This is a genomic window from Streptomyces lasiicapitis (assembly GCF_014646335.1).
Lineage (GTDB): Bacteria > Actinomycetota > Actinomycetes > Streptomycetales > Streptomycetaceae > Streptomyces > Streptomyces lasiicapitis.
This window is the reverse complement of sequence record NZ_BMNG01000002.1, coordinates 142,869-166,393: the sequence shown is the minus strand read 5'-3', so window position 1 is coordinate 166,393 and position 23,525 is coordinate 142,869. Positions and strand designations below refer to the sequence as shown.

General features: G+C 72.5%; 16 protein-coding genes. 13 read left to right on the top strand and 3 right to left on the bottom strand.

Annotated features, from left to right (window positions below):
• Positions 1-68 precede the first annotated feature (68 nt).
• Entirely contained in the window at positions 69-980 is a 912-nt protein-coding gene (locus IEY91_RS04230) for a LysR family transcriptional regulator (protein WP_189172897.1), read from the bottom strand.
• 84 nt (positions 981-1,064) lie between these two features.
• On the opposite strand from IEY91_RS04230, the gene IEY91_RS04225 reads away from it, so the two are divergent.
• The 8 genes from IEY91_RS04225 (at position 1,065) to IEY91_RS04190 (ending at position 12,481) form a co-directional block, all read left to right on the top strand.
• Positions 1,065-1,826: a TSUP family transporter gene (locus IEY91_RS04225; protein ID WP_189172896.1), complete on the top strand. Its 762-nt coding sequence runs from the start codon at positions 1,065-1,067 to the stop codon at positions 1,824-1,826.
• A gap of 291 nt (positions 1,827-2,117) precedes the next feature.
• Positions 2,118-3,098 carry a 2-dehydropantoate 2-reductase gene (locus IEY91_RS04220; RefSeq protein ID WP_164318569.1) on the top strand — a complete coding sequence of 327 codons (981 nt, stop codon included), beginning with the start codon at positions 2,118-2,120 and terminating at the stop codon, positions 3,096-3,098.
• Entirely contained in the window at positions 3,095-5,086 is a 1,992-nt protein-coding gene (locus IEY91_RS04215) for a molybdopterin oxidoreductase family protein (RefSeq protein WP_189172895.1), read from the top strand. The genes IEY91_RS04220 and IEY91_RS04215 overlap by 4 nt, the downstream gene beginning before the upstream one ends.
• A gap of 26 nt (positions 5,087-5,112) precedes the next feature.
• Positions 5,113-7,080: an NAD(P)H-dependent oxidoreductase subunit E gene (locus tag IEY91_RS04210; protein WP_189172894.1), complete on the top strand. Its 1,968-nt coding sequence runs from the start codon at positions 5,113-5,115 to the stop codon at positions 7,078-7,080.
• Positions 7,077-7,937 (top strand): 2Fe-2S iron-sulfur cluster-binding protein, encoded by an 861-nt coding sequence (locus tag IEY91_RS04205; protein WP_164318575.1) that lies wholly within the window; start codon positions 7,077-7,079, stop codon positions 7,935-7,937. The genes IEY91_RS04210 and IEY91_RS04205 overlap by 4 nt, the downstream gene beginning before the upstream one ends.
• 5 nt (positions 7,938-7,942) lie before the next feature.
• Positions 7,943-8,803, top strand: coding sequence for a formate dehydrogenase accessory sulfurtransferase FdhD (gene fdhD, locus IEY91_RS04200; protein ID WP_164318577.1), 861 nt, complete (start codon positions 7,943-7,945; stop codon positions 8,801-8,803).
• A gap of 395 nt (positions 8,804-9,198) precedes the next feature.
• Complete coding sequence (locus tag IEY91_RS04195; RefSeq protein ID WP_164318579.1) at positions 9,199-11,163, top strand: sialidase family protein; 1,965 nt, start codon at positions 9,199-9,201, stop codon at positions 11,161-11,163.
• A 10-nt stretch (positions 11,164-11,173) separates the two neighbouring features.
• Positions 11,174-12,481, top strand: coding sequence for a DUF5005 domain-containing protein (locus tag IEY91_RS04190; protein ID WP_189172893.1), 1,308 nt, complete (start codon positions 11,174-11,176; stop codon positions 12,479-12,481).
• Here IEY91_RS04190 and IEY91_RS04185 read toward each other — a convergent pair.
• Positions 12,417-13,526 (bottom strand): bile acid:sodium symporter family protein, encoded by a 1,110-nt coding sequence (locus IEY91_RS04185; protein WP_189172892.1) that lies wholly within the window; start codon positions 13,524-13,526, stop codon positions 12,417-12,419. The genes IEY91_RS04190 and IEY91_RS04185 overlap by 65 nt on opposite strands.
• 171 nt (positions 13,527-13,697) lie before the next feature.
• Between IEY91_RS04185 and IEY91_RS04180 the strand changes: the two genes are divergently transcribed.
• Positions 13,698-14,570: a LysR substrate-binding domain-containing protein gene (locus IEY91_RS04180; protein WP_164318583.1), complete on the top strand. Its 873-nt coding sequence runs from the start codon at positions 13,698-13,700 to the stop codon at positions 14,568-14,570.
• A gap of 17 nt (positions 14,571-14,587) precedes the next feature.
• On the opposite strand, the gene IEY91_RS04175 is transcribed toward IEY91_RS04180, so the two are convergent.
• Positions 14,588-15,586: an Lrp/AsnC family transcriptional regulator gene (locus IEY91_RS04175; RefSeq protein WP_268240850.1), complete on the bottom strand. Its 999-nt coding sequence runs from the start codon at positions 15,584-15,586 to the stop codon at positions 14,588-14,590.
• 120 nt (positions 15,587-15,706) lie between these two features.
• On the opposite strand from IEY91_RS04175, the gene IEY91_RS04170 reads away from it, so the two are divergent.
• The 4 genes from IEY91_RS04170 to IEY91_RS04155 all read left to right on the top strand — a co-directional run bounded on the left by IEY91_RS04170 (position 15,707) and on the right by IEY91_RS04155 (position 23,520).
• Positions 15,707-17,203: an MFS transporter gene (locus IEY91_RS04170; RefSeq protein ID WP_189172891.1), complete on the top strand. Its 1,497-nt coding sequence runs from the start codon at positions 15,707-15,709 to the stop codon at positions 17,201-17,203.
• Between the two features lie 204 nt (positions 17,204-17,407).
• Positions 17,408-19,231: an AMP-dependent synthetase/ligase gene (locus tag IEY91_RS04165; protein WP_189172890.1), complete on the top strand. Its 1,824-nt coding sequence runs from the start codon at positions 17,408-17,410 to the stop codon at positions 19,229-19,231.
• Positions 19,232-19,350: 119 nt separating this feature from the next.
• The gene (locus tag IEY91_RS04160) at positions 19,351-20,619 is read left to right on the top strand and encodes an ABC transporter substrate-binding protein (RefSeq protein WP_189172889.1); all 1,269 of its coding nucleotides are present in this window, start codon (positions 19,351-19,353) and stop codon (positions 20,617-20,619) included.
• Positions 20,620-20,631: 12 nt separating this feature from the next.
• Positions 20,632-23,520: an ABC transporter permease subunit gene (locus tag IEY91_RS04155; protein ID WP_189172888.1), complete on the top strand. Its 2,889-nt coding sequence runs from the start codon at positions 20,632-20,634 to the stop codon at positions 23,518-23,520.
• Positions 23,521-23,525: the final 5 nt, after the last annotated feature.

Genomic DNA, 23,525 nt, shown 5'->3' with positions numbered 1-23,525 from the left:
GGCGGGTCGGCGGGACGCGGCGTTCGGCGGGCCGGACCTCGAAGCGCGCCGGAGCGCAGATGGCCGCCCTACCCGCCCACCGACCCCCCATCAGCCAGCGCCGCCTCCCGCAGATGCTCCGCCAGCGCCACCGCCGCCGCCGAAGCGGGCCCGTCCTTCACCCCCCACGCCAGCAGGTGGTGGCGCCGCGCCCACGGCTCCCGCAGCGCGCACACGTCCAGGGCACTGCCGGGGGCGACGGCGCGGCGCGGCACGACGGCGAGCCCGACCCCCGCGGCGGCGAGCGCGACGAGGATGTTGAGGTCGGCCACCGTGGTGCGGTGGCGGACGACCGGCGCGTGCGGGCCGAGGTGCCGCTCGATCCAGCGGCGCAGCGAGGAACCGGCGTCGAGGCCGACGAGGGGGTGCTCGGCGACCTCGCTGTACGTGACGGCGGTGCGCCCGGCGAGCACCCCGCCGGCCTGGCCGATCACCACGAGGGAGTCGTCCCCGAGGGGTTCCATGTCGAGGCCGCAGTCGCGGGCTTCGTCGTCGACGACGACCCCCAGGTCGGCCTTGCCGTCGGCGAGCATGCGCACGGTGCGCGGGGTGCGGTTCTCCGACACCGTGACGTCGACGTCGGGATGCGCGAGCAGGAACGTGGCGAGGGCCTGCGGCACGAGGCGGTAGCGCGCGGAGCCGCCGCACAGCAGGGTCAGCGGGGCGGCCGGGGACCGTGTGTAGCTCGCGACGGCGCTGTCGAGCCGGGCCGTCTGGGCGAGCACTTCGCGTGCGTGCCGGGCCAGGGTCGCCCCCGCGGGCGTGGGCCGCACGCCGCGCCGCCCGCGGATCAGCAGGGCCACACCGGCATGGTGCTCGAGGGCGCGCACCCGGGCGCTGGCCGACGGCAGGCTCAGGTGCATGCGGCGGGCGCCCGCCGTGATGGACCCCTCCGTCACGATGCCGAGGAAGAGCCGCAGGTCGTCCAGGTCGTAGCGCACCCGGTTCAGCCTATGGCACAGCCTTAGGCTGGGTACGCGGATCGCGCATTGTGGGCGGGCCGGACGCGGGCCGATGCTCGGCAGATGCCGGAGACGCTGTGGGTGCTGCTTGCCGGGGTCGTCGCGGGCGGCCTGAACGCGGTGGGCGGCGGGGGCACGTTCGTGGCGCTGCCCGCCCTGGTCGCGGCGGGGGTGTCCCCGGTGACGGCGAACGCGTCGACGACCATCGCCCTCGTCCCCGGCGCCGTGGCCGGAGCGTGGGTCTACCGACGCGAACTCGCCCCGGCCGGTGGGGTGTCCACACGCGCGCTGACCGGGGTCAGCGTGCTCGGCGGCGGTCTCGGTGCCGGGCTGCTCCTCGCGCTGCCCGCGGCCTCGTTCGACGCCGCGGTGCCGTGGCTGCTCGCCTTCGCGACGGTGCTTCTCGCGGTGGGCCGCCGGGTCGCGAGCGCGGTCGGCGCCGCCCTCGACCGCCCCGTCGGCATGGGTCCACGGTCCGTACTCGCCGCGCAGTTCGTCCTCGCCGTGTACGGCGGATACTTCGGCGGAGCCGTAGGCATCATGATGCTCGCCCTGTGGGGCATCGGCCTCGGCCTCGACGCCGCGGCGGGCAACCCGATGCGGATCGTGCAGGTCGGGGCGATCTACCTCAGCGCGTCCGCGCTGTTCCTCGCCGCCTCGGACGCCCTTGACGCCCCGCTGCTCCTGGGCGCGCTGCTCACGGGCGCGCTGGCCGGTGGCTACGGCGGCGCGCACCTCGCCCGCCGCATCCCGTCCCGGGTGCTGCGCGGCATCGTCCTGACCACGGCCGCGACCATGACCGTCCTCTATTTCCTGCGCGGCTGAGGAGTGACCGGCATGTCCTCGCGACTTGGACGACTGGGTCCTGCGCCACCAGGAGGGCGGTAACGACAGCCTCGGCCCCGCGCCGGTCTCCGGCGGACTCCCCCGCATGCCCCACGGGCTCACCCCGAAGAACCCTCACTGACGGGTCTCGCCCGAACCCTTGCTGCCCCAACTTCCATACTGTAGACAATATTCCATCTACCGCGTGTGGCTTCTCGGCCACTCGCGACCAGCGCAGCCTGAGAGCGCTGCCGGTCCGTCGGAACCCTCAACCGAACGGAGCGCCCCATCGTGAAAGTCGCAGTCCTGGGCGCCGGTGCCATCGGCGCCTATGTCGGAGCCGCGCTGCACCGCGCGGGCGCCGACGTCCATCTCGTCGCCCGCGGGCCGCACTTGGCGGCCATGCGGCAGCACGGCGTACGCGTCCTCAGTCCGCGCGGTGACTTCACCGCGCGGGCCCACGCCACCGCCGACCCGGCCGACATCGGCCCCGTCGACTTCGTCTTCCTCGGCCTGAAGGCCACTTCGTACGCGGCGTGCGGGCCGCTGATCGCACCGCTCCTGAAGGACGACACGGCGGTCGTCGCCGCGCAGAACGGCATCCCCTGGTGGTACTTCCACCGGCACGGCGGCCCGCACGACGGGCACCGCCTGGAGAGCGTGGACCCCGGCGGGTCGGTCAGCGCGGTGCTCGCGCCGCGGCGGGCGGTCGGCTGTGTGGTGTACGCGGCGACCGAGCTCGCCGAGCCCGGTGTCGTACGCCACCTCGAAGGCACCCGCTTCTCCGTCGGCGAGCCGGACCGCAGCAGTTCGGCGCGGTGTCTGGACTTCAGCGAGGCGATGCGCGCGGGTGGCCTGAAGTGCCCGGTGGAGCCGGATGTGCGCGGCGACATCTGGATCAAGCTGCTCGGCAACATCTCCTTCAACCCGATCAGCGCGCTCGTGCGCGCGACGATGCGCGAGATGTGCCTGCACGGCGGCACGCGCCGCGTCATCGAGATCATGATGGCCGAGACCCTCGCCGTCGCCGCGGCCCTCGGCTGCGAGCCGGACATCTCCATCGAGCGGCGGCTCGCGGGCGCCGAGCGCGTCGGCGACCACCGCACCTCCACGCTCCAGGACCTGGAGCGCGGCAAGCCGCTCGAACTCGACGTGCTGCTCGCCGCCGTCGTGGAACTGGCGGACATCACCGGCGTGCCCGTGCCCACCCTGCGCACCGTGCACGCCCTCTCGGACCTGCTCGCCCACGGCATGAGGAGCGCCGTAGCGTGACCAAGCCAGACCGCACCCGGACCCAGCCCGACCCCGCCCGGGGCGGCCGCAAGCGCGACCGCACCCCCAAGACGTACACCCGCCTCACCCACCCCCTCGTACGCGAAAGCCGTGACGGACCGCTGCGCGCGGCCAGTTGGGACGAGGCCCTGGCCCGCGCCGCCGACGGCTTCCGGCGCGCCCGCGACGCGCACGGCTCGGACGCCTTCGCGCTGCTCTCCTGCGCCCGCGCCACCAACGAGATGAACTACGTGGCGCAGAAGTTCACGCGGGTGGTGATGGGCACCAACAACGTCGACTCCTGCAACCGCACCTGTCACGCCCCGAGCGTCGCGGGTCTGTCGGCGGCCTTCGGCTCCGGCGGCGGCACCTCCTCCTACGAGGAGGTCGAGCACACGGACCTCGTCGTGATGTGGGGCTCCAACGCCCGCTTCGCGCACCCGATCTTCTTCCAGCACGTCCTGAAGGGCATCCGGGGCGGCGCGCGGATGTACGCCGTCGACCCGCGCCGCACCTCGACCGCCGAGTGGGCGGAGAGCTGGCTCGGCCTGAACGTGGGCACGGACATCGCCCTCGCGCACGCCGTCGGCCGCGAGATCATCCACGCGGGCCTGCACAACACGGCGTTCGTCGAGCGCGCCACGTCCGGCTTCGAGGAGTACGCGGCGCTGGTGGAGCCGTGGACCCTCACCCTCGCCGAGAAGGTGACGGGCGTGCCCGCGGCCGCGATCCGCGATCTGGCGCACGCGTACGCCACCGCCGAACGCGCCCAGTTGTGCTGGACGCTCGGCATCACCGAGCACCACAACGGCACCGACAACGTCCGCGCCCTCATCAACCTGGCGCTGCTCACCGGCCATGTGGGCCGCTACGGCGCCGGGGTGCAGCCGCTGCGCGGGCAGAACAACGTGCAGGGCGGCGGCGACATGGGCGCCATCCCCAACCGCCTCCCCGGCTTCCAGGACATCCTCGACGACGGCCACCGGAGCAAGTTCGAGCGGGCCTGGGACACGGTCATCCAGCCGCGGTACGGCATGACGCTCACGGACATGTTCGAGGCCATGGAGAGCGGCGAACTGCGGGCCGTCTACTGCATCGGCGAGAACCCGGCGCAGTCGGAGGCCGAAAGCGAGCAGGCCGTGCGGCGCCTTTCCGCCCTCGACCACCTGGTGGTCCAGGACATCTTCCTGACGCGCACGGCCGAGCTGGCCGACGTGGTGCTGCCCGCCACGGCCGCGTGGGCGGAGACCGACGGGACCACCACCAACAGCGAGCGGCGGGTACAGCGGGTGCGGGCGGCCCTCGCGCCGCCCGGCGAGGCGCGCGAGGACATCGACATCATCTGCGAGGTCGCCGCGCGGCTCGGCCACGACTGGAAGTTCGCCGACGCGGAAACCGTATGGAACGAACTCCGCTCCCTCTCTCCGGACCACTTCGGCATGACCTACGACCGCCTGGAGGAGCACCACGGCCTCCAGTGGCCCTGCCCCGACACAGAACGCCTCCCCTCCAGCTTCCTGCACGGCCGCCTGTGGGAGACCGACCCCGCGCTGCGCGGGCGGCGCGCGCCCTTCGGGCTCGTCAAGGACGATCCGCCGGTGGACCTCACCGACGAGTCGTTCCCGCTGCGGCTGACGACGGGGCGGCGCCTGGACTCGTACAACACCGGTGTGCAGAGCGGGAGTTTCGCCTCCCCGCTGCGGCGCGGCGAGTACGTCGAGCTCTGTCCGGAGGACGCGGAGCGGTACGGGGTCGTGGTGGGCGAGGAGGTGCGGGTGTCCTCGCGGCGCGGCGCCGTGCTCGCGCCGGTGTGGGTCGATCCCGGCCTGCGCCCCGGGCTCGCCTTCATGACCATGCACTTTCCCGACGAGGTGGACACCAACCAGCTGACGATCGAGGCGAATTGTCCGATCGCGGGGACGGCGGAGTTCAAGGCGTCCGCCATCCGCATCGAGAAGCTGACCGCCGTCGGCGGCGGGCAACTGTGACTGTGACTGTGGGGAGTTGACCGTACGTGGACCTGCGCTTCGGCGACAGCAAGCCGACCGACGAGGAACGGGACGCCGTGGACGCGCTCCTCGGGCCGCCCGAGTCGGCCTGGGAGGGCGCGGACGACCGCTCCGACGCGGATCTTCGGTGGGCCCGGGGCGGGCGGGCCGCCCGGGAGCGGCGGGATCTGCTGCTTCCCGGGTTGCACGCGCTCAACGATCGCGTGGGGTGGATCAGCGAGGGCGGGCTCGACTATCTGTGCCGGCGGCTGACCGTGCCGCCCGCCGAGGCGTACGGGGTCGCCACGTTCTACTCCATGTTCTCCGTGAAGCCGCGGGCGCGGACTGTTGTGCGGGTCTGTACGGATCTTGCGTGCGCGGTGCGGGGTGCCGGCGCGCTGTGCGACGGGGTGGAGGCCGAGCTCGGCTCCGCCGAGGGGGTGGAGGTGGAGCGGAGTCCCTGCCTGGGGGTGTGTGAGCGGGCGCCGGCGGTTCTGGTGGTGCGGGCCGGGGTCCCTGCCGGGGGCTCCCCAAGCCCGCCCCTTCCCGAAACTGGGGCTCCGCCCCAGACCCCGTATCGGCCTGAACGGCCTCGTCCTCAAACGCCGGACGGGCTGGATCCTCGCCGGGGCGGCTGGGTTTCAGCCCCTCCGGCGTTTGAGGAGCGGGGGTCTGGGGGCAGAGCCCCCAGTTTCGGGAAGGGGTGGGCATGGGGGCTCCCAGCCGGGCCCCTCGCCGAACCCCCACCCGCCCAAGCCGTCCCCCAGGCCGGGTCCCCCGACCTGATCCTGCTCCGCCGCATAGGCGTCGTCGACCCGTACTCGCTCGACGACTACCGCGCCCACAACGGCTACACAGCCCTCCGCCGAGCATTCGCCCTCGGCCCGGCGGCCGTGATCCGCGAGGTCACGGACGCGGGACTGGTGGGCCGAGGCGGCGCCGCCTTCCCGACGGGAAGGAAGTGGCAGGCGACGGCCTCCCAGCCGGACCACCCGCACTACCTGGTGTGCAACGCGGACGAGTCGGAACCGGGCACGTTCAAGGACCGCGTGCTGATGGAGGGCGACCCGTACGCGCTGATCGAGTCGATGACGATCGCGGCGTACGCGGTGGGCGCCCGGCACGGCTACCTCTACCTGCGCGGCGAGTACCCGCGGGCACTGCGCACCCTGGAGCATGCGATCGGCCAGGCCCGCGCCCGTGGCCTCCTCGGTGACGACATCCTCGGCCAGGGCTTCTCCTTCGACATCGAGATCCGCCGCGGCGCGGGCGCGTACATCTGCGGCGAGGAGACGGCGCTGTTCAACTCGATCGAGGGGTACCGGGGCGAGCCCCGCTCCAAGCCGCCGTTCCCCGTGGAGAAGGGGCTCTTCGGCAAGCCCACGGCCGAGAACAACGTCGAGACGCTCGTGAACGTGCTGCCCATCCTGACCATGGGCGCGGCGGCGTACGCGGCGATCGGCACGCCCAAGTCCACCGGCCCCAAGCTGTTCTGCGTCTCGGGAGCCGTGGCCCGGCCCGGCCTGTACGAGCTGCCGTTCGGCGCGACCCTCGGCGATCTGCTCGGCCTCGCGGGCACGCCGGACAACCTGCGGGCGATCCTGCTCGGCGGCGCCGCGGGCGGCTTCGTGCGGCCGGACGAGCTGGACATCCCGCTCACCTTCGAGGGCACGCGGGAGGCGGGGACGACACTCGGCTCGGGGGTGGTGCTCGCGATCGACGACTCCGTGCCGCTGCCCCGGCTGCTGCTGCGCGTCGCCGAGTTCTTCCGCGACGAGTCGTGCGGCCAGTGCGTGCCCTGCCGGGTCGGCACCGTACGCCAGGAGGAGGCGCTGCACCGCATCGCCGACCGCACGGGCCCGGCCGCCGCCTCCGACATCGCGCTCCTGCGCGACATCGGGCAGGCCATGCGGGACGCCTCCATCTGCGGTCTGGGCCAGACCGCGTGGAACGCCGTGGAATCCGCCATCGACCGTCTGGGGGCGTACGAATGACCGCCATCCCGCTCCAACCTCCGCGCCGCCTGGTCGAGTTCACGCTCGACGGCGAGCCCGTGCGCGTACCGGAGGGCGGCACGGTCCTCGACGCCTGCCGCGCCGCGGGCAAGGACGTGCCGACGCTGTGCGAGGGCGACACGCTGGCGCCGAAGAACGCCTGCCGGGTGTGTGTCGTCGAGGTCGAGGGCGCGCGTACGCTCGCCCCGGCCTGTTCGCGGCGCGCCGAGCCCGGCATGGCGGTGCGCACGGACACCGAGCGGACCCGGCACAGCCGCCGGCTCGTCCTCGAACTCCTCGCGTCCTCCGTCGACTTGACGACCACACCGCGCGTGGCCGAGTGGCTGAAGGAGTACGAGGCGAAGCCGGACCGCTTCGGCCCTGACGCGGCCCGCCTCAACGAGTCCCCCAAGGTCGACAACGATCTGTATGTGCGCGACTACGACAAGTGCATCCTCTGCTACAAGTGCGTGGACGCGTGCGGTGAGCAGTGGCAGAACAGCTTCGCGATCTCCGTGGTGGGCCGCGGTTTCGACGCCCGGATCGCCGTCGAGCACGACGCCCCGCTGACCGACTCGGCGTGCGTGTACTGCGGCAACTGCGTGGAGGTGTGCCCGACGGGCGCCCTCAGCTTCAAGAGCGAGTTCGACATGCGCGCCGCCGGGACCTGGGACGAGGCCGCGCAGACGGAGACGACCACCGTGTGCGCGTACTGCGGAGTCGGCTGCAACCTCACCCTGCACGTGCAGGACAATGAAATCGTGAAGGTCACCTCGCCGCACGACAGCCCGGTGACCCACGGCAACCTCTGCATCAAGGGCCGCTTCGGCTACCAGCACGTACAGAACCGGGACTGATCGACATGGGACGAGTCACGGAACGCCGCCGCGTGATCCGCATCCGCGACGGCGTGGTCAGCGAGCGGCCGGACACCCTCGTCGCCGAGGAGCCGCTCGAGATACGCCTCAACGGCAAACCGCTCGCGATCACCATGCGCACGCCCGGCGACGACTTCGCGCTCGCGGCCGGGTTCCTGGTCAGCGAGGGCGTCCTCGGCGCGGCGGACGAGCTGCGGAGCATCGTCTACTGCGCGGGGGCGACGGCGGACGGCGTCAATACGTACAACGTGGTGGACGTGTCGACCGCACCCGGCGTCGTCGTCCCGGACATCACGCTGGAGCGCAACGTCTATACGACCTCGTCCTGCGGCCTGTGCGGCAAGGCGAGCCTGGACGCGGTCCGCACCACGGCCCGCTGGCCCATCGCCGACGAGGCCGACGGCGCTCCCCCGGTCCGGCTGACGCCCGAGCTGCTCGCCCGCCTCCCCGACCGGCTGCGCGCGGCCCAGCGGGTCTTCGACCGGACCGGGGGGCTGCACGCGGCGGCCCTGTTCACCGAGGACGGCGACCTCGTCGACGTACGCGAGGACGTGGGCCGGCACAACGCCGTCGACAAGCTGGTGGGGCGGGCGCTCCAGGACGACGGGCTGCCGCTGTCCCGCAGTGTCCTGATGGTGTCGGGCCGCGCCTCCTTCGAGCTGGCGCAGAAGGCCGTGATGGCGGGCATCCCCGTGCTCGCGGCGGTCTCCGCGCCCTCGTCCCTCGCCGTCGACCTCGCCGCCGAGACCGGCCTGACGCTGGTCGGCTTCCTGCGCGGCTCCTCCATGAACGTGTACGCGGGCGAGCACCGCGTGGCCCTGCGGACCGCGGCCGCCACGGGCTGACCGGCGCTCTCCCCGCGGCACGGCGACGGGGTCCCGGCCCGGCGGGGAGCGCCCCCTGCGCCGGCCGGGCCCTTACGCCTCCCCTCCCTGCGGCTTCCTCCCCCGCGCCGTCCCGGCCGTCCACCCGCCGGTGTCGTCCGGCCGGGTGACGGGCTTTCAGGCCGGGCCGACCGCCCGGCGCACGCCGCCGCGGTACACGGCGCAATCGAGTCGCGCGTCAACACGGGCAAGATCGTACTTATCGCTTAATCTGGCCACGTCCGCGCCCGGCACCCTGCCGGTATTCCGTTACGCGCACGCTTCTTGTGTTGCTCCAAGGCCCCCAAGTAGCTTCAGTGACGCGCACGTTGGACGTGGGATGTCCGAATGTCCGGTCGACATGAAGGGCCCGCACCATGCCGTCGAGACTCCGTGTACGCCTCAGATCCCCCCGATCACCCGGCACCCCCCGGCTCCGGCCGGTCCTCGCACCCCGGCGGCGCGCCGTCGCCGCCCTGACCGCCACCGCGCTCGCCGCCCTGGCCCTGCCGCCGGCGCTGAGCGGCGGCTCGGCCGAGGCCGCGGACAAGGCGCCGAGGGCACCGTTCGACCAGCAGATCCTTTTCAAGGCTTCCCAGGATCCGGGCTACTCGTGCTTCCGGATACCAGCGATCGTGAAGACGGTGAAGGGAACGCTGCTCGCCTTCGCCGAGGGACGCGTCAACGACTGCAGCGACGCCGGTGACATCGACCTGGTCCTCAAGCGCAGTGAGGACGGGGGCAGGACCTGGAGCCCCATGCAGGTCATCAACGAGGGCGGCGGGGACACGCACGGCAACCCGGCGCCCGTCGTCGACGTCGAGACGGGCCGCGTCGTGCTCGCCGAGACCTACAACCCGGGCCGTACGGACGGCAAGAACTGCGAGGTGCCGTGCGAGCGCACGCCCTACATGCAGTACAGCGACGACGACGGCGAGACCTGGTCGAAGCCGCGGGACCTGAGCGACGACATCCTGCCCGAGTCCTGGAACTCCTGGTACGCGACCGGGCCCGTGCACGGCATCCAGCTGACCCGCGGCCGGCACGCGGGACGCCTGGTCTTCACCGTCAACGCCGAGACGTGGAACGGCAGCCGCGTCACCGAGAACCATGCCGCCCTGGTCGTCAGCGACGACGGCGGCGACAGCTGGCGGATCGGCGCCACGGACTCGTACCCGATCTCCGCGAGCGACGCCACGTTCCGGCAGAAGCCCTCCGAGATGACCCTGACGGAGCGTCACGACGGCTCGGTCTATGTGAGCGGGCGCGAGCAGGACGGCACCGACCTCGGGCACCGCGACCACGCCGTCAGCCGTGACGGCGGCGAGAGCTTCACGGGCCCGTTCGTGGCGACCCCGGACCTGTACACACCGCAGGTGCAGGGCTCCACGCTGCGGTTCGGCAACCGGCTCCTGCTCGCCTGCCCCGGCGACCCCGACCGCCGCCGCACCATGATGATCCGCTCCTCCTTCGACGGCGGCCGCACCTGGGACAGCTTCGACCGGGGCACCGTCGTCACCGGCGACTGGTCGGGCTACTCCGACATGGTGGGGATCGACGACGACCGGGTCGGCCTGATGTACGAGGGCGGCGCGGTCGACGCCCGCGACGAGATCCGCTTCGCGCGCTTCACCGAGGACTGGCTGAAGCCGCGGCGCGGCCCGGACCCGCGGACCACCGACTGGGCGCCCGGCGCCCGGGACGCGGCGGTGCTCGGCGGCGCCGGCACCACCGACGGCGTCTTCGGCGGCCGCGCCATCGACTTCGACGGCGTGGACGACGCCGTCCGGCTGCCGTACAGCTCCCGACTGCCGCTCGGCACAAGGGACTTCACCGCGTCGCTGTGGTTCCGCTACTCGGCGACGAGCGGCGAGCAGCCGATGCTCTGGATGGGCGGCGTCGGCAACACCCAGCCGCAGGTGTGGCTGCGCGGCGAGCCCGCGAACAACCGCGTCACGGGCCTGATCACGACGCGTGAGGGCGGCAGCCCGCCGCGCTCGGTGTCGCTGAGCACCGACAGCGCCCACAACGACGGCCAGTGGCACCATGTCGCGCTGCGCCGCGGCGACGGGGAGCTCACGCTGTTCCTGGACGGCGAGCCGCTCTCGCGGGCCGACATCCCGGGCAGCGTCAGCCGCAACTCCCCGTTCGGCGTGCACGTCGGCCAGCGCCTGGACAGCAGGGCCCACTTCACCGGTGCCATCGACGAGGTGGGCGTGTTCGAGCGGGCGCTGAGCGACGCCGAGGTGAGCCGGCTCAGCTCCGGGCAGAGGACGGCGTCCGCTGTGACGTGGAACACCGTCACCTGGCTGCCCATGGACCGGGTGCGCGCGGGCAACTAGCGTCCCGGGCGTGTCCGCCACCACGACGCCGTACGCAGATCCGTCCACCGAGGACGGGCCCCCGGGCGGCCGGGGCGCGCGCAGGACCTGGATCGTCCTGCTGCTCGTCCTGGCCTGCGCGGCCGTGTTCCTGACCGCCCTCCCGGACGGCGACGACGACCGGGAGGGCGGTCCGGCGTGTGCGGCGACCACCGTCGCGTCGTCGGCCGCCGAGCCGAAGCTGACGCGCGCGTTCGCCTCGTACGGCGACGACGGCGCCCGCACCGACGACTGGACCGGCGGCGACGGCACGCACTCGGTGCGGCTGCCCGACGGGCGGGTCCTGTGGCTGTTCTCCGACACCTTCCTCGGCCCGGTGCACGCGCCCCCGAACCCGCAGGGCCAGCCGCACGCGTGGCGGGACACGAGCGCCCCGATGGTGCGCAACTCCGGTGTGGTGATGGGCCGTTCGGGATCCGTCGAGCGCACGCTGCCCACCCCGATGTTCGCCGATCCGGCGCCGGGGCAGTGGCGCTGGCCGGTCGCTGCGAAGGTCGAGCCGCGCTCGCCGGGCGCCGACGAGGACGTCCTGCGGGTGCTGCTTTGGACCCGCGCGACGGGCACGGGACCGTGGATCTACGGCGTGCCCGCGGCCACCGAGGTCGCCACGCTCTCCCTGCCCGACCTCCAGGTGGAGGGCATCACGCAGATCTCGGACCAGCGCGGCGTGGCCGACTTCGAGCAGCGTGTGCTGTACGGCGCGACGACCGTCGAGGACGACGAGTGGACGTACGTCTTCGGCGGCAACGACGCCCAGGCCACCGCCCGCCCCTCCTCGCACGCCTACGTCGCCCGCGTGCCGCACGGCGGGCTCGGCGACCCGGCCGCCTGGCGGTACTGGGACGGCTCGGACTTCTCGCGTACCAAGGCCCCGCGCCCGGTCCTCGGCAACGGCGACCACAAGGGCGTGGGCAGCGCGTTCACTGTGACCCGAGTAGATAGAACGTTCGTTCTACTCACCATGGCTGCGGGCGCCGAGGGCCTGGCGAACGTCACGTCCTATTGGTCCTGCTCGCCCACGGGCCCCTGGCACGGGCCCGCCAAGGCGTTCGCGCCGTCGCTGCCGAAGGACGCCGGGGGCGGCGCCGCGGACACGGCGGCCGCCGCGCCCTACAACCCGCAGGCGCACCCGGCGGTGAGCCGCGGCGGGCGGCTCGTGGTGAGCTACGACGTGAACTGGCTGGACGCGACGGCGACGAACGCGCAGGCGCAGATCAACCGGAACGTCGAGCTGTACCGGCCGCGGTTCGTGTCGCTCCGCTTCCAGCGCGAGAGCTGACGGGACCGGCGCCGCCCGGCCTCCCTGACTCCGCGATCCGTGACTCGCCCGCCTCCGCGGCGCGGGCCTCGAAGGCCTCCGGGTCGTGGGAGCGGCGTTTGGCGATCACCGCGCAGACCATGAGCTGCATCTGGTGGAAGAGCATCAGCGGAAGCACCGCGAGCGAGGCCTGGGCGCCGAACAGCACGCTGGCCATGGGCAGTCCGGCGGCCAGCGACTTCTTCGACCCGGCGAACTGGATCGCGATCCGGTCGGCTCGCCCGAACCCGAGCTTCTTCGCGCCGTACCAGGTCAGCGAGAGCATCGCGGCGAGCAGCACCGCCTCGACGCCGAGCAGCGCGCCGAGCCGGGCCGGGGTGATCTGGCTCCAGACGCCCTCGACCATGCCCTGGCTGAACGCGGTGTAGACGACCAGCAGGATCGAGCCCCGGTCGACGAAGCCGAGCACCTTCTTGTTGCGGGCGAGGAAGCCGCCCACCCAGCGGCGCAGGAACTGGCCCGCCAGGAACGGCACGAGCAGTTGCAGCACGATCTTCAGGAGCGAGTCCGCGGAGAACCCGCCGGCGCTGTGCCCGAGCAGCCAGGCCGCGAGCAGCGGCGTGAGCACGATGCCCGCGAGCGAGGAGAACGAGCCCGCGCAGATCGCCGCGGGCACGTTGCCGCGCGCCATGGACGTGAAGGCGATCGACGACTGGATCGTCGAGGGCACCAGGGTCAGGAACAGGAAGCCGCTGAAGAGCGCGGGCGTCAGGACGTACGGGACGAGGCCCTTGGCGGCGAGGCCGAGCAGCGGGAAGACCGCGAACGTACAGAGCAGGACGGTGAGGTGGAGGCGCCAGTGCCGCAGTCCGTCGAGGGCCTCACGCGTGGACAGGCGCGCGCCGTACAGGAAGAACAGCAGCGCGACGGCCGTCGTGGAGGCGCCGGACGCCACGTCGGCGGCCGTGCCGCGGGCGGGCAGGAGCGCCGCGAGCCCCACGGTGCCGAGGATGGCCGCGATGTAGGGGTCGATCGGCATCCAGGACGGCCAGGACGGGCGTTTCACAGTGCTCCATGCTCTCGGGGGCTGCTCGGGAGTTGCTCTCGGAATGCTCGGTGGATCTTGGTTTCGGCTCCGGGGCGGTACGTGCCCTCTCCATGCTCCTCCTCCCGGCAGCGATCGGGAATCCCGCATACCGCTCTGACTGTCATCACGTTCCGCGATAGCCTGGGGAGCGTGTACGACCCCGCCCAACTCCGTACGTTCCTCGCGGTGGCCCAGACGTTGAGCTTCACGCAGGCCGCGCGCCGCCTCGGCCTGCGCCAGTCGACGGTGAGCCAGCACGTGCGGCGCCTGGAGGAGGCGACGGGGCGGCCGCTGTTCACGCGCGACACCCACAGCGTCGAGCTGACCGAGGCCGGCGAGGCGATGCTCGGCTTCGCCCGCCGCATCCTGGAGGTGCACGAGCAGGCGGCGGCGTTCTTCACCGGGGCGCGACGGCCGGGCGGTCGGCTGCGCTTCGGCGCCTCCGAGGACTTCGTGCTGACCCGGCTCACCGACATCCTGGAGTCCTTCCGGCGCGGCCACCCCGAGGTCGACCTGGAGCTGACCGTCGAGCTGTCCGGCACGCTGCACGAACGCCTCGACGCGGGCAAGCTCGACCTGGTCCTCGCCAAGCGGCGCCCCGAGGACCCGCGCGGCGAACTGGTCTGGCACGACGACCTGGTGTGGATCGGCGCGCCCCGGCTCCGCCTGGACCCGGCCCTGCCGGTGCCCCTCATCGTGTACCCGCCACCGGGCATCACCCGCGCCCTGGCCATGGAGGCCCTGGAGCGCAGCGGCCGCCCCTGGCGCGTCGCCTGCACAAGCGGCAGCCTCAACGGCCTGGTGGCCGCCGCCCGCGCGGGCCTCGGCGTGATGGCGCACTCACGCGGCCTGATCCCGCAGGGCCTGGAGCGACTGCCGGACCGGGCGGGCCTGCCGGAGCTGGGGTCGGTGGACTTCGTGCTGCGGCACGGCGAGCGCGGGCGGGCGGCGCGCGGCGCGGCGGAGGCCTTGGCGGCGGCGATCCTGGCGGGCGGGGACAGGCTGCAAAGGGGACGTGACTAGGGGCAGCGGGGGCGTGACTAGCGGCTCTGGCGGTACGTCAGCTGCTTGACGCGGCGCAGGAACGGGGCCGTCTCGACGTGCTGGACGCCCTCCAACTGCCCGAGTTTCCCGCTGATGTAGGCGTACAACCCCGCGGTGTCGCGGGCGACAACCGTGGCGAGCAGGTTCGACGGCCCCGCGGTCGCCGAGGCGAAGGCGATCTCATAGTGGGACGCGAGCGCTTCGCCAACCGAGTGCAGCGAGGCCGGGGCGGCGGTGATCCACAGGGACGCAGCCACGTGATACCCGAGCAGCTCGGGCGTGTACTCGACGTCGACGAAGACGGCCCGGGACTCCAGCAGAGCGCTCAGGCGGCGCTTCACGGACGACTCGGAGAGGCCGGTGGCGCGCTGCAGTTCGGGGTAGGTGGCGCGGCCGTCCGCTTCGAGCGCGGTCACCAGCGCCTCGTCCTCGGGCGCGATGCGGGCCGGGGCGCCCGTGACGGGCGGGAGCCGCGGGGTCAGTGCCGCGAGCTGCGCCTCGCTGAGCGGAGCGAACTTGCTGAGCCAGCCGCGCGGCCCGCCGAAGAAGCTGTGCAGGAGTTGGAACGCGCGGATCTCCACGATGTGCGGGGTGCGCGGCAGCTTGCCGAGGAGCAGGTCGTCGTGGTCGCCGGGCCTGCGGGGCCGGGTCAGACAGGTCACTTCCGTGCCACCGGACATCAGGGCGACCCAGGAGGTGTCGGGGCGCCGCGCGAGGGCGCCCGCGATGGTCTGCGCGCCCTCGGGCGTGCAGCGCAGGCGCAGCATCCAGAAGTCCGTGCCGAGCCGCTCAGCGTTGCGCACGCCGACCACGTTCAGGCCGCCCTCGGCGGTCAGCTTGCGGTAGCGGCGCGCGACGGTCTGGTCCGAGACACCGAGAACCGCCGCGATCTTGCTGAAGGGCGCGCGCCCGTCGGTCTCCAGCGCGTGCAGGAGCTTCATGTCCAGCTCGTCGAGCGGGCTGGGCGTGCGCGACGTGTGGGATTCCACCGGCAACCACCTTTCAGATGTCGAATTCCGACGGTACACGGGCGACAACCGTCACGATCGTGCGGCCCTGATGGATCGTACGTCGTCGTACGAAGCCTTTGGATGTTGCACGAGGAGTGGGGAAGCATGCGCACATGGGGGCCGCTGACAGCGGTATGTCTGGGCACATTCATGCTGTTGCTGGACGTGACGATCGTGGTGGTGGCGCTGCCCGACATGGCGCGGGCGCTGGACGCGTCACTGAGTGATCTGCAGTGGGTGATCGACGGCTACGCGCTCGCGCTCGCCGCGCTGCTGCTCGGGGTCGGCGCCGCCGCCGACGTCCTCGGCCGGCGCCGGATACAGATCGCGGGCACCGTCGTGTTCGCGCTCGCGTCGCTGGGCTGCGGGCTCGCGTCGAACGCGGAGGTCCTGGTGGCGGCGCGGGCGGTGCAGGGGTTCGGCGCCGCCGCGATGTTCGCGACGACGCTGCCGCTGCTGGGCGCCGCCTACCAGGGCAAGCGGCGCTCGATGGCGCTCGGCGTGTGGGGCGCGGTCAGCGGCGGCGCCGCCGCGCTCGGGCCGATCTTCGGCGGGCTGCTCACCGAGGGTCCTGGCTGGCGGTGGATCTTCTTCGTGAACCTGCCGGTGAGCGTGGCCGCGGTGTGGCTGACGCTGCGGTGGGTGCCGGAATCCAAGGGGCATGCGGCACGGCGCGTGGACTGGGCGGGCACGGTGACGTTCGCGCTGTTCGCGGGCGCGCTGACGTACGCGGTGGTGCGGGCGTCGGCCGTGGGCTGGACGTCGGGGCGCACCCTGGTGACCCTCGCGGTCGCGGCGCTCTCCCTGATCGCGTTCGTGGTCGTCGAACGCCGCGCCGCGCACCCGCTGATCGACCTGCGGCTGCTGCGCAAGCCCGCGTTCACCGGCATCCTGCTCGGCGCGATCGGCTACAACGCGGCAGCCTTCGCCGTGATCCCGTACTTCTCGATCTGGCTGCAGACCGTGCTCGGCATGAGCCCGATCCGCGGCAGCCTGGTGCTGCTCCCACTGGCGGCGACGTCCTTCGTGGTGGCGGCGGTCGGCGGCAAGCTGCTTCACGGGGTGCCCGCGCGGTACGTCATCGGCGGCGGCCTGCTCCTGATCGGCGCGGGCTGCCTGGCGATGGCGGTGCTCGACGCCGGGTCGACGTGGCGCGCCCTTGTGCCGGGGCTGACGCTGGCGGGCATCGGTACGGGCCTGGTCGCGCCGGGCCTGGCGGGGGCGGCGCTCGCCTCGGTGCCGCAGGAGAACGCGGGCATGGCGGGTGGCGCGGTGAACACCTTCCGGCAGCTCGGGTACGCGCTCGGCGTCGCCGTGTTCGGCACGGTCCTGACCTCGCGGATGCAGGACGCGATCGGGCACGACGCGGCGCACACGGCGGCCGGAGGCGGGGCGGCCGCGCTGCGCGGCTCGGTGTCGGCGCACGAGGTGCGGGACGCCTTCGCCGCGGGGCTCAACGGGGCCTCGCTCACGGCGGGTGCGGTGGGGCTCGCGGCGGGCCTCGCGGTGCTCCTGATGGTCCGTACCAAACCGGCGTCCGTCGCAGGTCAGACCCCGTCGGCGGCTGCGGAGCCGACCCCCGAGAAGGCGCTCCAGGGGTAACTGCCCCGTACAGATTCGGTGGAGATTACGGCACCGAAACTTACTCAGCCGTCAGTAATGTGTCCGACCCTTACCCTTGTGGCCGCATTTCACCCGCTGACCTGTGACGATCGTGCCCGTTCGGGCACTTCCCACCCCCCTCCCGGAAGGGACTGGGGTGGGGTACCGTCACCGGCGCTGTGCGGAGCGCCACAAGGAGCACCATTGCGCGAGTTCACGAACCCTCCCATGGCGTCGGCGCCACGGGTGGGCGGTCTTGCCGACGCCGTGTTCGACCATGCCCTTGAGGATCCGGTCCGCGTCGTCCTGGGCCGCAAGCGCGACGGCGTCTGGCAGGACGTGACGTCAGCGGAGTTCCGCGACGAGGTGCTGGCGCTCGCCAAGGGACTCCTTGCCCAGGGGGTTCGGTTCGGCGACCGGGTCGCCATCATGTGCCGCACGCGGTACGAGTGGACGCTCTTCGACTTCGCCCTGTGGACCGTGGGCGCGCAGGTCGTCCCCGTGTATCCGACGTCGTCGGCCGAGCAGGTCTTCTGGATGCTGCACGACGCGCAGGTGTCGGCGGCGATGGTCGAGCACGAGGACCACGCGATGACGATCGGCTCGGTCGTCGACCGGCTGCCGCATCTGCGCCGCCTTTGGCAGCTCGACGGCGACGCGGTGCGCGAGCTGGGCGACGCGGGGCGCGACATGGACGACGAGGTGGTGCACCGCCACCGCCGGGCCGTCACCCCGGACTCCGTCGCCACCGTGATCTACACCTCCGGCACCACGGGCCGCCCCAAGGGCTGCGTCCTGTCCCACGCGAACTTCATGTTCGAGGTGGACACGCTCGTGGAGCGCTGGGAGCCGGTGTTCCGCTCCAAGCGCGGCGACGAGCCGTCCACGCTGCTCTTCCTGCCGCTCGCGCACGTCTTCGGCCGGATGGTGCAGATCGCCGCGGTGCGCTCGCGCGTCAAGTTCGGCCACCAGCCGAGCCTGAACGCGGCCGCGCTGATCCCCGATCTGGCCGCGTTCCAGCCGACGTTCATCCTGGCCGTGCCGTACATCTTCGAGAAGGTCTTCAACGCGGCCCGGCGCAAGGCCGAACGGGAGGGCAGGACGGGCCCGTTCGACAAGGCGGTGGAGGCGGCGGTGCGGTACGCCGACGCGATGGAGGCCAAGGCCTTCGGCACCGGACCCGGACCGTCGACGGCGCTGCGCATGCAGCACCAGCTCTTCGACAAGCTCGTCTACTCCAAGGTCCGCGACGCCATGGGCGGCCGGGTGCGGCACGCGATGTCCGGCGGCTCCGCCATGGACCGGCGCCTCGGCCTGTTCTTCGCCGGCGCGGGCGTGACGATCTTCGAGGGGTACGGCCTGACGGAGACCTCGGCCGCGGCGACCGCCAACCCGCCCGAGCGCACCCGCTACGGCACGGTCGGCCAGGCCATCCCCGGCACCACCGTGCACATCGCCGACGACGGGGAGGTGTGGCTGCGCGGCGGCCATGTCTTCCAGGGCTACCTCAACGATCCCAAGGCCACCGACGCCACGCTGCACGACGGCTGGCTCGCCACCGGCGACCTGGGCGCGCTCGACGAGGACGGCTACCTCACCATCACCGGCCGCAAGAAGGAGATCCTGGTGACCTCCGGCGGCAAGAGCGTCTCGCCGATCCAGCTGGAGGAGCGGGTGCGGGACCATCCGCTGGTCGCGCAGTGCATCGTCGTCGGCAACGACCGGCCGTACATCGCGGCGCTCGTCACCCTGGACGCGGAGGCCGTCGAGCACTGGCTCGCCATGCGCCACAAGCCCCCGATGGCCGCGCGCGAGCTGGTGCACGACCCGGACCTGGAGACCGAGGTGCGGCGGGCCGTGGTCGCCGCCAACACCCTTGTCTCCCAGGCGGAGTCGATCCGTACGTTCCGGATACTGGCGCACCAGTTCACCGAGGAGCACGGCCTGCTCACGCCCTCGCTGAAGCTGAAGCGCAAGGCGATCGAGGAGGCGTACGCGGCCGAGGTGGAGGCGCTCTACCGGAGCTGAGCCGCACTCCGGACGCAGCCGCCCCACACCTCCACGCAGGAATTTGACGTTGCGTCAGTTATTGACGCTTCGTCAGGTCGGACACAGAATCTCCCTCACCCGACCGGAGGGGGACGACCGTGTCGCGATCCCTGCGCAAGCTCGGCGCCGTCGCCGTGGCCGGACTGCTGCTCGCCGCCACACCCGCCTGCAACTCCGCGTCCAACAGCGGCAGTTCGGGCGACGGCAAGGGAGGCGACTCCGCGCGCGGAGTGAGCGGCGACTCGGTCAAGGTGGGCGGCATCGTCTCCATGACGACCGCCAGCGGCTACAGCAAGAAGGACACCGACCTGGGCGCCAAGGCCCGCTTCGAGCGGGCGAACGCCGAGGGCGGGGTGCACGGCCGGAAGATCGACTACCTGGGCGCGGAGGACGACGGCCAGGACCCGGCGCGCAATCTCGCCGCCGCCCGCAAACTCGTCCAGCGCGACAAGGTGTTCGCGATCGCCCCGATGAGCTCGGTGACGTTCTCCGGCGCCGACTTCCTCCAGGATCAGAAGGTGCCGACGTTCGGCTGGGGCACGATCCCGGCGTTCTGCGGCCCGACGTACCTGTACGGCTTCGGCGGCTGCATGGTGCCGATGCCCGGCGGCACCATCACGCAGAGCTGGCCGGAGGGCCTGAAGAAGGTCATGGGCGGCGCGAAGGGCAGGTCGGTGGCGATCCTCGCGAACGACAACGAGCCCGGCACCTTCGCCATCCGCACCTACCGGCAGAGCTTCAAGGCCGCCGGTTTCAAGGTGACGTACGCGAAGTCGGTCGTGCCCGCGACCTCGGTGCCGAGCGACTGGTCGGCGTACACGAAGGACATCCTGCGCTCCGACGCGGGAAAGGCACCCGACGCGGTCGTCTCCGTCATGCAGACCCCGTACAACATCGGCCTGTTCACGGCCGTCAAGCGCACCGGATACAAGGGCGTGCTCACCGACCCCACGGACTACGACCCGGGCCTGCTGGCGAAGAGCGCGACGCGCAAGGCACTCGACGGGGTGCACGTATTGCTGACGTTCCAGCCGTTCGAGCAACAGAGCGCGGACATGCGGCAGTTCAAGCAGGACATCAGGAAGACGGCGGGCAAGGACGTACCCCGCAACATGCACATGATGACGGGGTACATGTCGGCGGACCTCTTCCTCGCCGTCGCCGAGAAGGCGGGCCGGAAGCTGACAACGGAGTCGTTCCAGCGGGCGGCCGAGGGCTTCTCCGACACGGGCACGCTCGTCGGCGACCGGGCGCTGCCGAAGGGCCGCAAGGAGGCGTTCGGCTGCGGGGCACTGGTGCGTCTGAAGGACGCGAAGTACGAGGTGGCATCCCCCTTCACCTGCTACGAACCGATCCCCTTCCGCTGAGGCGGGCCGCCGATGTCGGACCTGCTGGGCTTCGCCCTGAGCGGCCTCGTCTCGGGCGCGCTGTACGCGCTGCTCGCCACGGGCCTGGTCCTGTCGTACTCCGCGTCCGGCGTCTTCAACTTCGCGCACGGCGCGACCGCCTACCTCTGCGCCCTCGCCTTCTACGAACTGCACTCCGGCTTCGGCTGGCCGGCCGTGCCGACGGCGCTGCTCCTGGTCTGCGTGGCGGCGCCCGCCCTGGGCTGGGGCCTGGACCGGCTGATGTTCCGCAAGCTGGCGCGGGTGGGCGAGACGGCGCAGATCGTGGCGACGATCGGCCTGCTGGTGGCGCTGCCCGCGCTCGGCCTGTGGGCGGTGGAACTCCTCGACGACGCGGGCGCGCCGGTCGAGCCCGCCGAGAACCAGTTCGGCCTGCCCGGCGTGGGGCCGAGCCCGGCGAAGAGCTGGCAGCTGACGGACGGCGTCGGCGTCGACTCCGACCAGCTGATCACGTGGGTGGCGACGGCGGTCGTGGCGGTGGGGCTGTGGGTGCTGATGCGGCACACGCGCCTCGGCCTGCGGATGCGCGCGGCCGTCGACAACCGGGAACTGGTGGAGCTGCGGGGCATCAGCGCGGACCGGTTGTCGTCGGTGGCGTGGATGCTGTCGTCGGCCCTGGCGGGCCTGGCCGGGGTGCTGGCCACACCCCTCCTCGGCCTGTCCTCCCACGACTTCACCCTCTTCCTGTTCGTGTCGGCGACGGCGGCCGTGCTCGGCCGGTTCCTGTCGGTGCCGCTGGCGTTCGCGGGCGGCCTGGGGCTCGGGGTGCTGCAGAACCTGGTCGCGGGGTACGCCGACTTCGCCGAGTCGCTCACCGGTTTCCGTACGGCGGTGCCGTTCCTGCTGCTCTTCGCGGGGTTGCTGGTGCTGACGCGGAGGCAGCGGGTCGCGGGCACGGCGGCGGTGGACGCGGCGCCGGTGGACTACCTGGCGGGGCGGTCGTGGGGCCGCAGATGGGGCCCGTGGACGGTGGCTGCGCTCCTCCTGGCCACCGCCTTCTACACCGTCACCACCCCCTTCTGGAGCGGACTGCTCGCCCAGGGACTCGCCCTCTCGCTCGTCTTCGTGTCCTTCACCGTGGTCACCGGCCTCGGCGCGATGGTGTCGCTCGCGCAGGCCACGTTCGTGACGGGCGCCGCGCTCGTCGCCGGGCTGCTGCTCAGCCACGGCTGGCCGTTCTTCGCCGCGGCGCTCGTCGGTACGTGTGCGGCCGCCGTGCTGGGCGCCGTCGTCGCGCTGCCCGCGCTGCGGCTCGGCGGGCGCTCCCTCGCCCTCGCGACACTCGCCCTCGCCTTCCTCGCCGACCAGGTGCTCTTCCAGATGGGGTGGCTGCGCAACGGCGACACCGGGTGGGAGATCCCCCGGCCCGTGTTCGGGCCCGTCGACCTGTCCGACGACCGGGCCATGGGGGTCGCGATGGTCGTCCTCGTCAGCGCGGCCGTCGCCTCGCTCGGCGCGTTGCGCGGGTCGGCGTCGGGGCGGGCCATGCTGGCCGTGCGATCCGCGCCCGCCGCCGCGATGGCCTCCGGCGTTTCCGTCGTCCGTACGAAGCTGCTGCTCTTCACGCTGTCGGCGGGGCTCGCCGGGTTCGGCGGCGTGATGTACGCGTCCTTCAACACTCGGATCACGGCTACCGACTTCACCGCGATGACGGGGCTTGTGTGGCTGGCGGTGGTCGTCGCGGCGGGTGTGCGGCGGGCGCAGTTCGCCGTGGTGGCGGGGGTGGTGTTCGTGGTTGTGCCGCATTTGTTGTCCGAGTACGTGACTGAGTCGGCGCATGTGCCGGTGATGCTGTTCGGGTTGGCGGGGGTGGCGTTGGCCAATGATCCGGATGGGTACTGTGCGGCTGTCTCCGTACGGAGGTGGAGGCGGTTGGGCCCTGCGGGGCCTTCCCCAATCCCGCCCCTTCCCGAAACTGGGGCTCCGCCCCAGACCCCGTATCGGCCTGAACGGCCTCGTCCTCAAACGCCGGACGGGCTAAAACCGCGCCGCTGTGGAAGGGGGGTTTCAGCCCGTCCGGCGTTTGAGGACGAGCCGCGGAGCGGCGATAGCGGGGGTCCAGGGGGCGGCAGCCCCTTGGTTTCGGGAAGGGGTGGGATTGGGGAGAGCCCCGCGCAGCGGCAACCCGCCCTCGCCCTCCACGACATCCACGCCGCCCACCACACCACGCCCGTCCTCCACGGAGTGGACCTCACCATCCACCCCGGCGAAATCGTCGTCCTCCTGGGCCCCAACGGCGCGGGCAAGTCCACCCTCTGCCAAGTGGCCGCAGGCCAACTCACCCCCACCCAGGGCCAGGTGACCATCGCCGGTCGGGACGTGACGAGCCAGAGGGCAACGGACCGCTCCCGAGCGGGCATCCTCCTCGCGCCCGAGACCCGAGCCATCTTCCCCACCCTCACCATCGACGAAAACCTCACCCTCCACCTCCCGGACACCCCCTCCCGCGAAGCGGTGTACACCCGCTTCCCCGCCCTGGCGGCCCGCCGCACCGTCCCGGCGGCCTCCCTCTCCGGCGGCGAACAGCAACTGCTCTCGCTGGCCCCACTCCTCCAGCACCCCCCGGACGTACTCATCGCGGACGAGCCGTCACTGGGCCTCGCGCCCCGGGTGGCCGACGAGGTGTTCCGGCTGCTCGCCGAGCTGAGGGACGCGGGGACGGGCCTGCTCCTGGTGGAGGAGAAGGCGGCGGAGGTACTGGGCCTGGCGGACACGGTGGCGTACCTGGCGCAGGGCAGGGTGGCCTGGTCGGGCCCGCGCGAGGACGTGCGGGTGGACCGGCTCACGGAGGCGTACCTGGGCCTGGCCGCCCCCGGGGCCGGAACCCAGCCGCACCCCGCAGAGGAGGCGCACCACCCGTGAACACA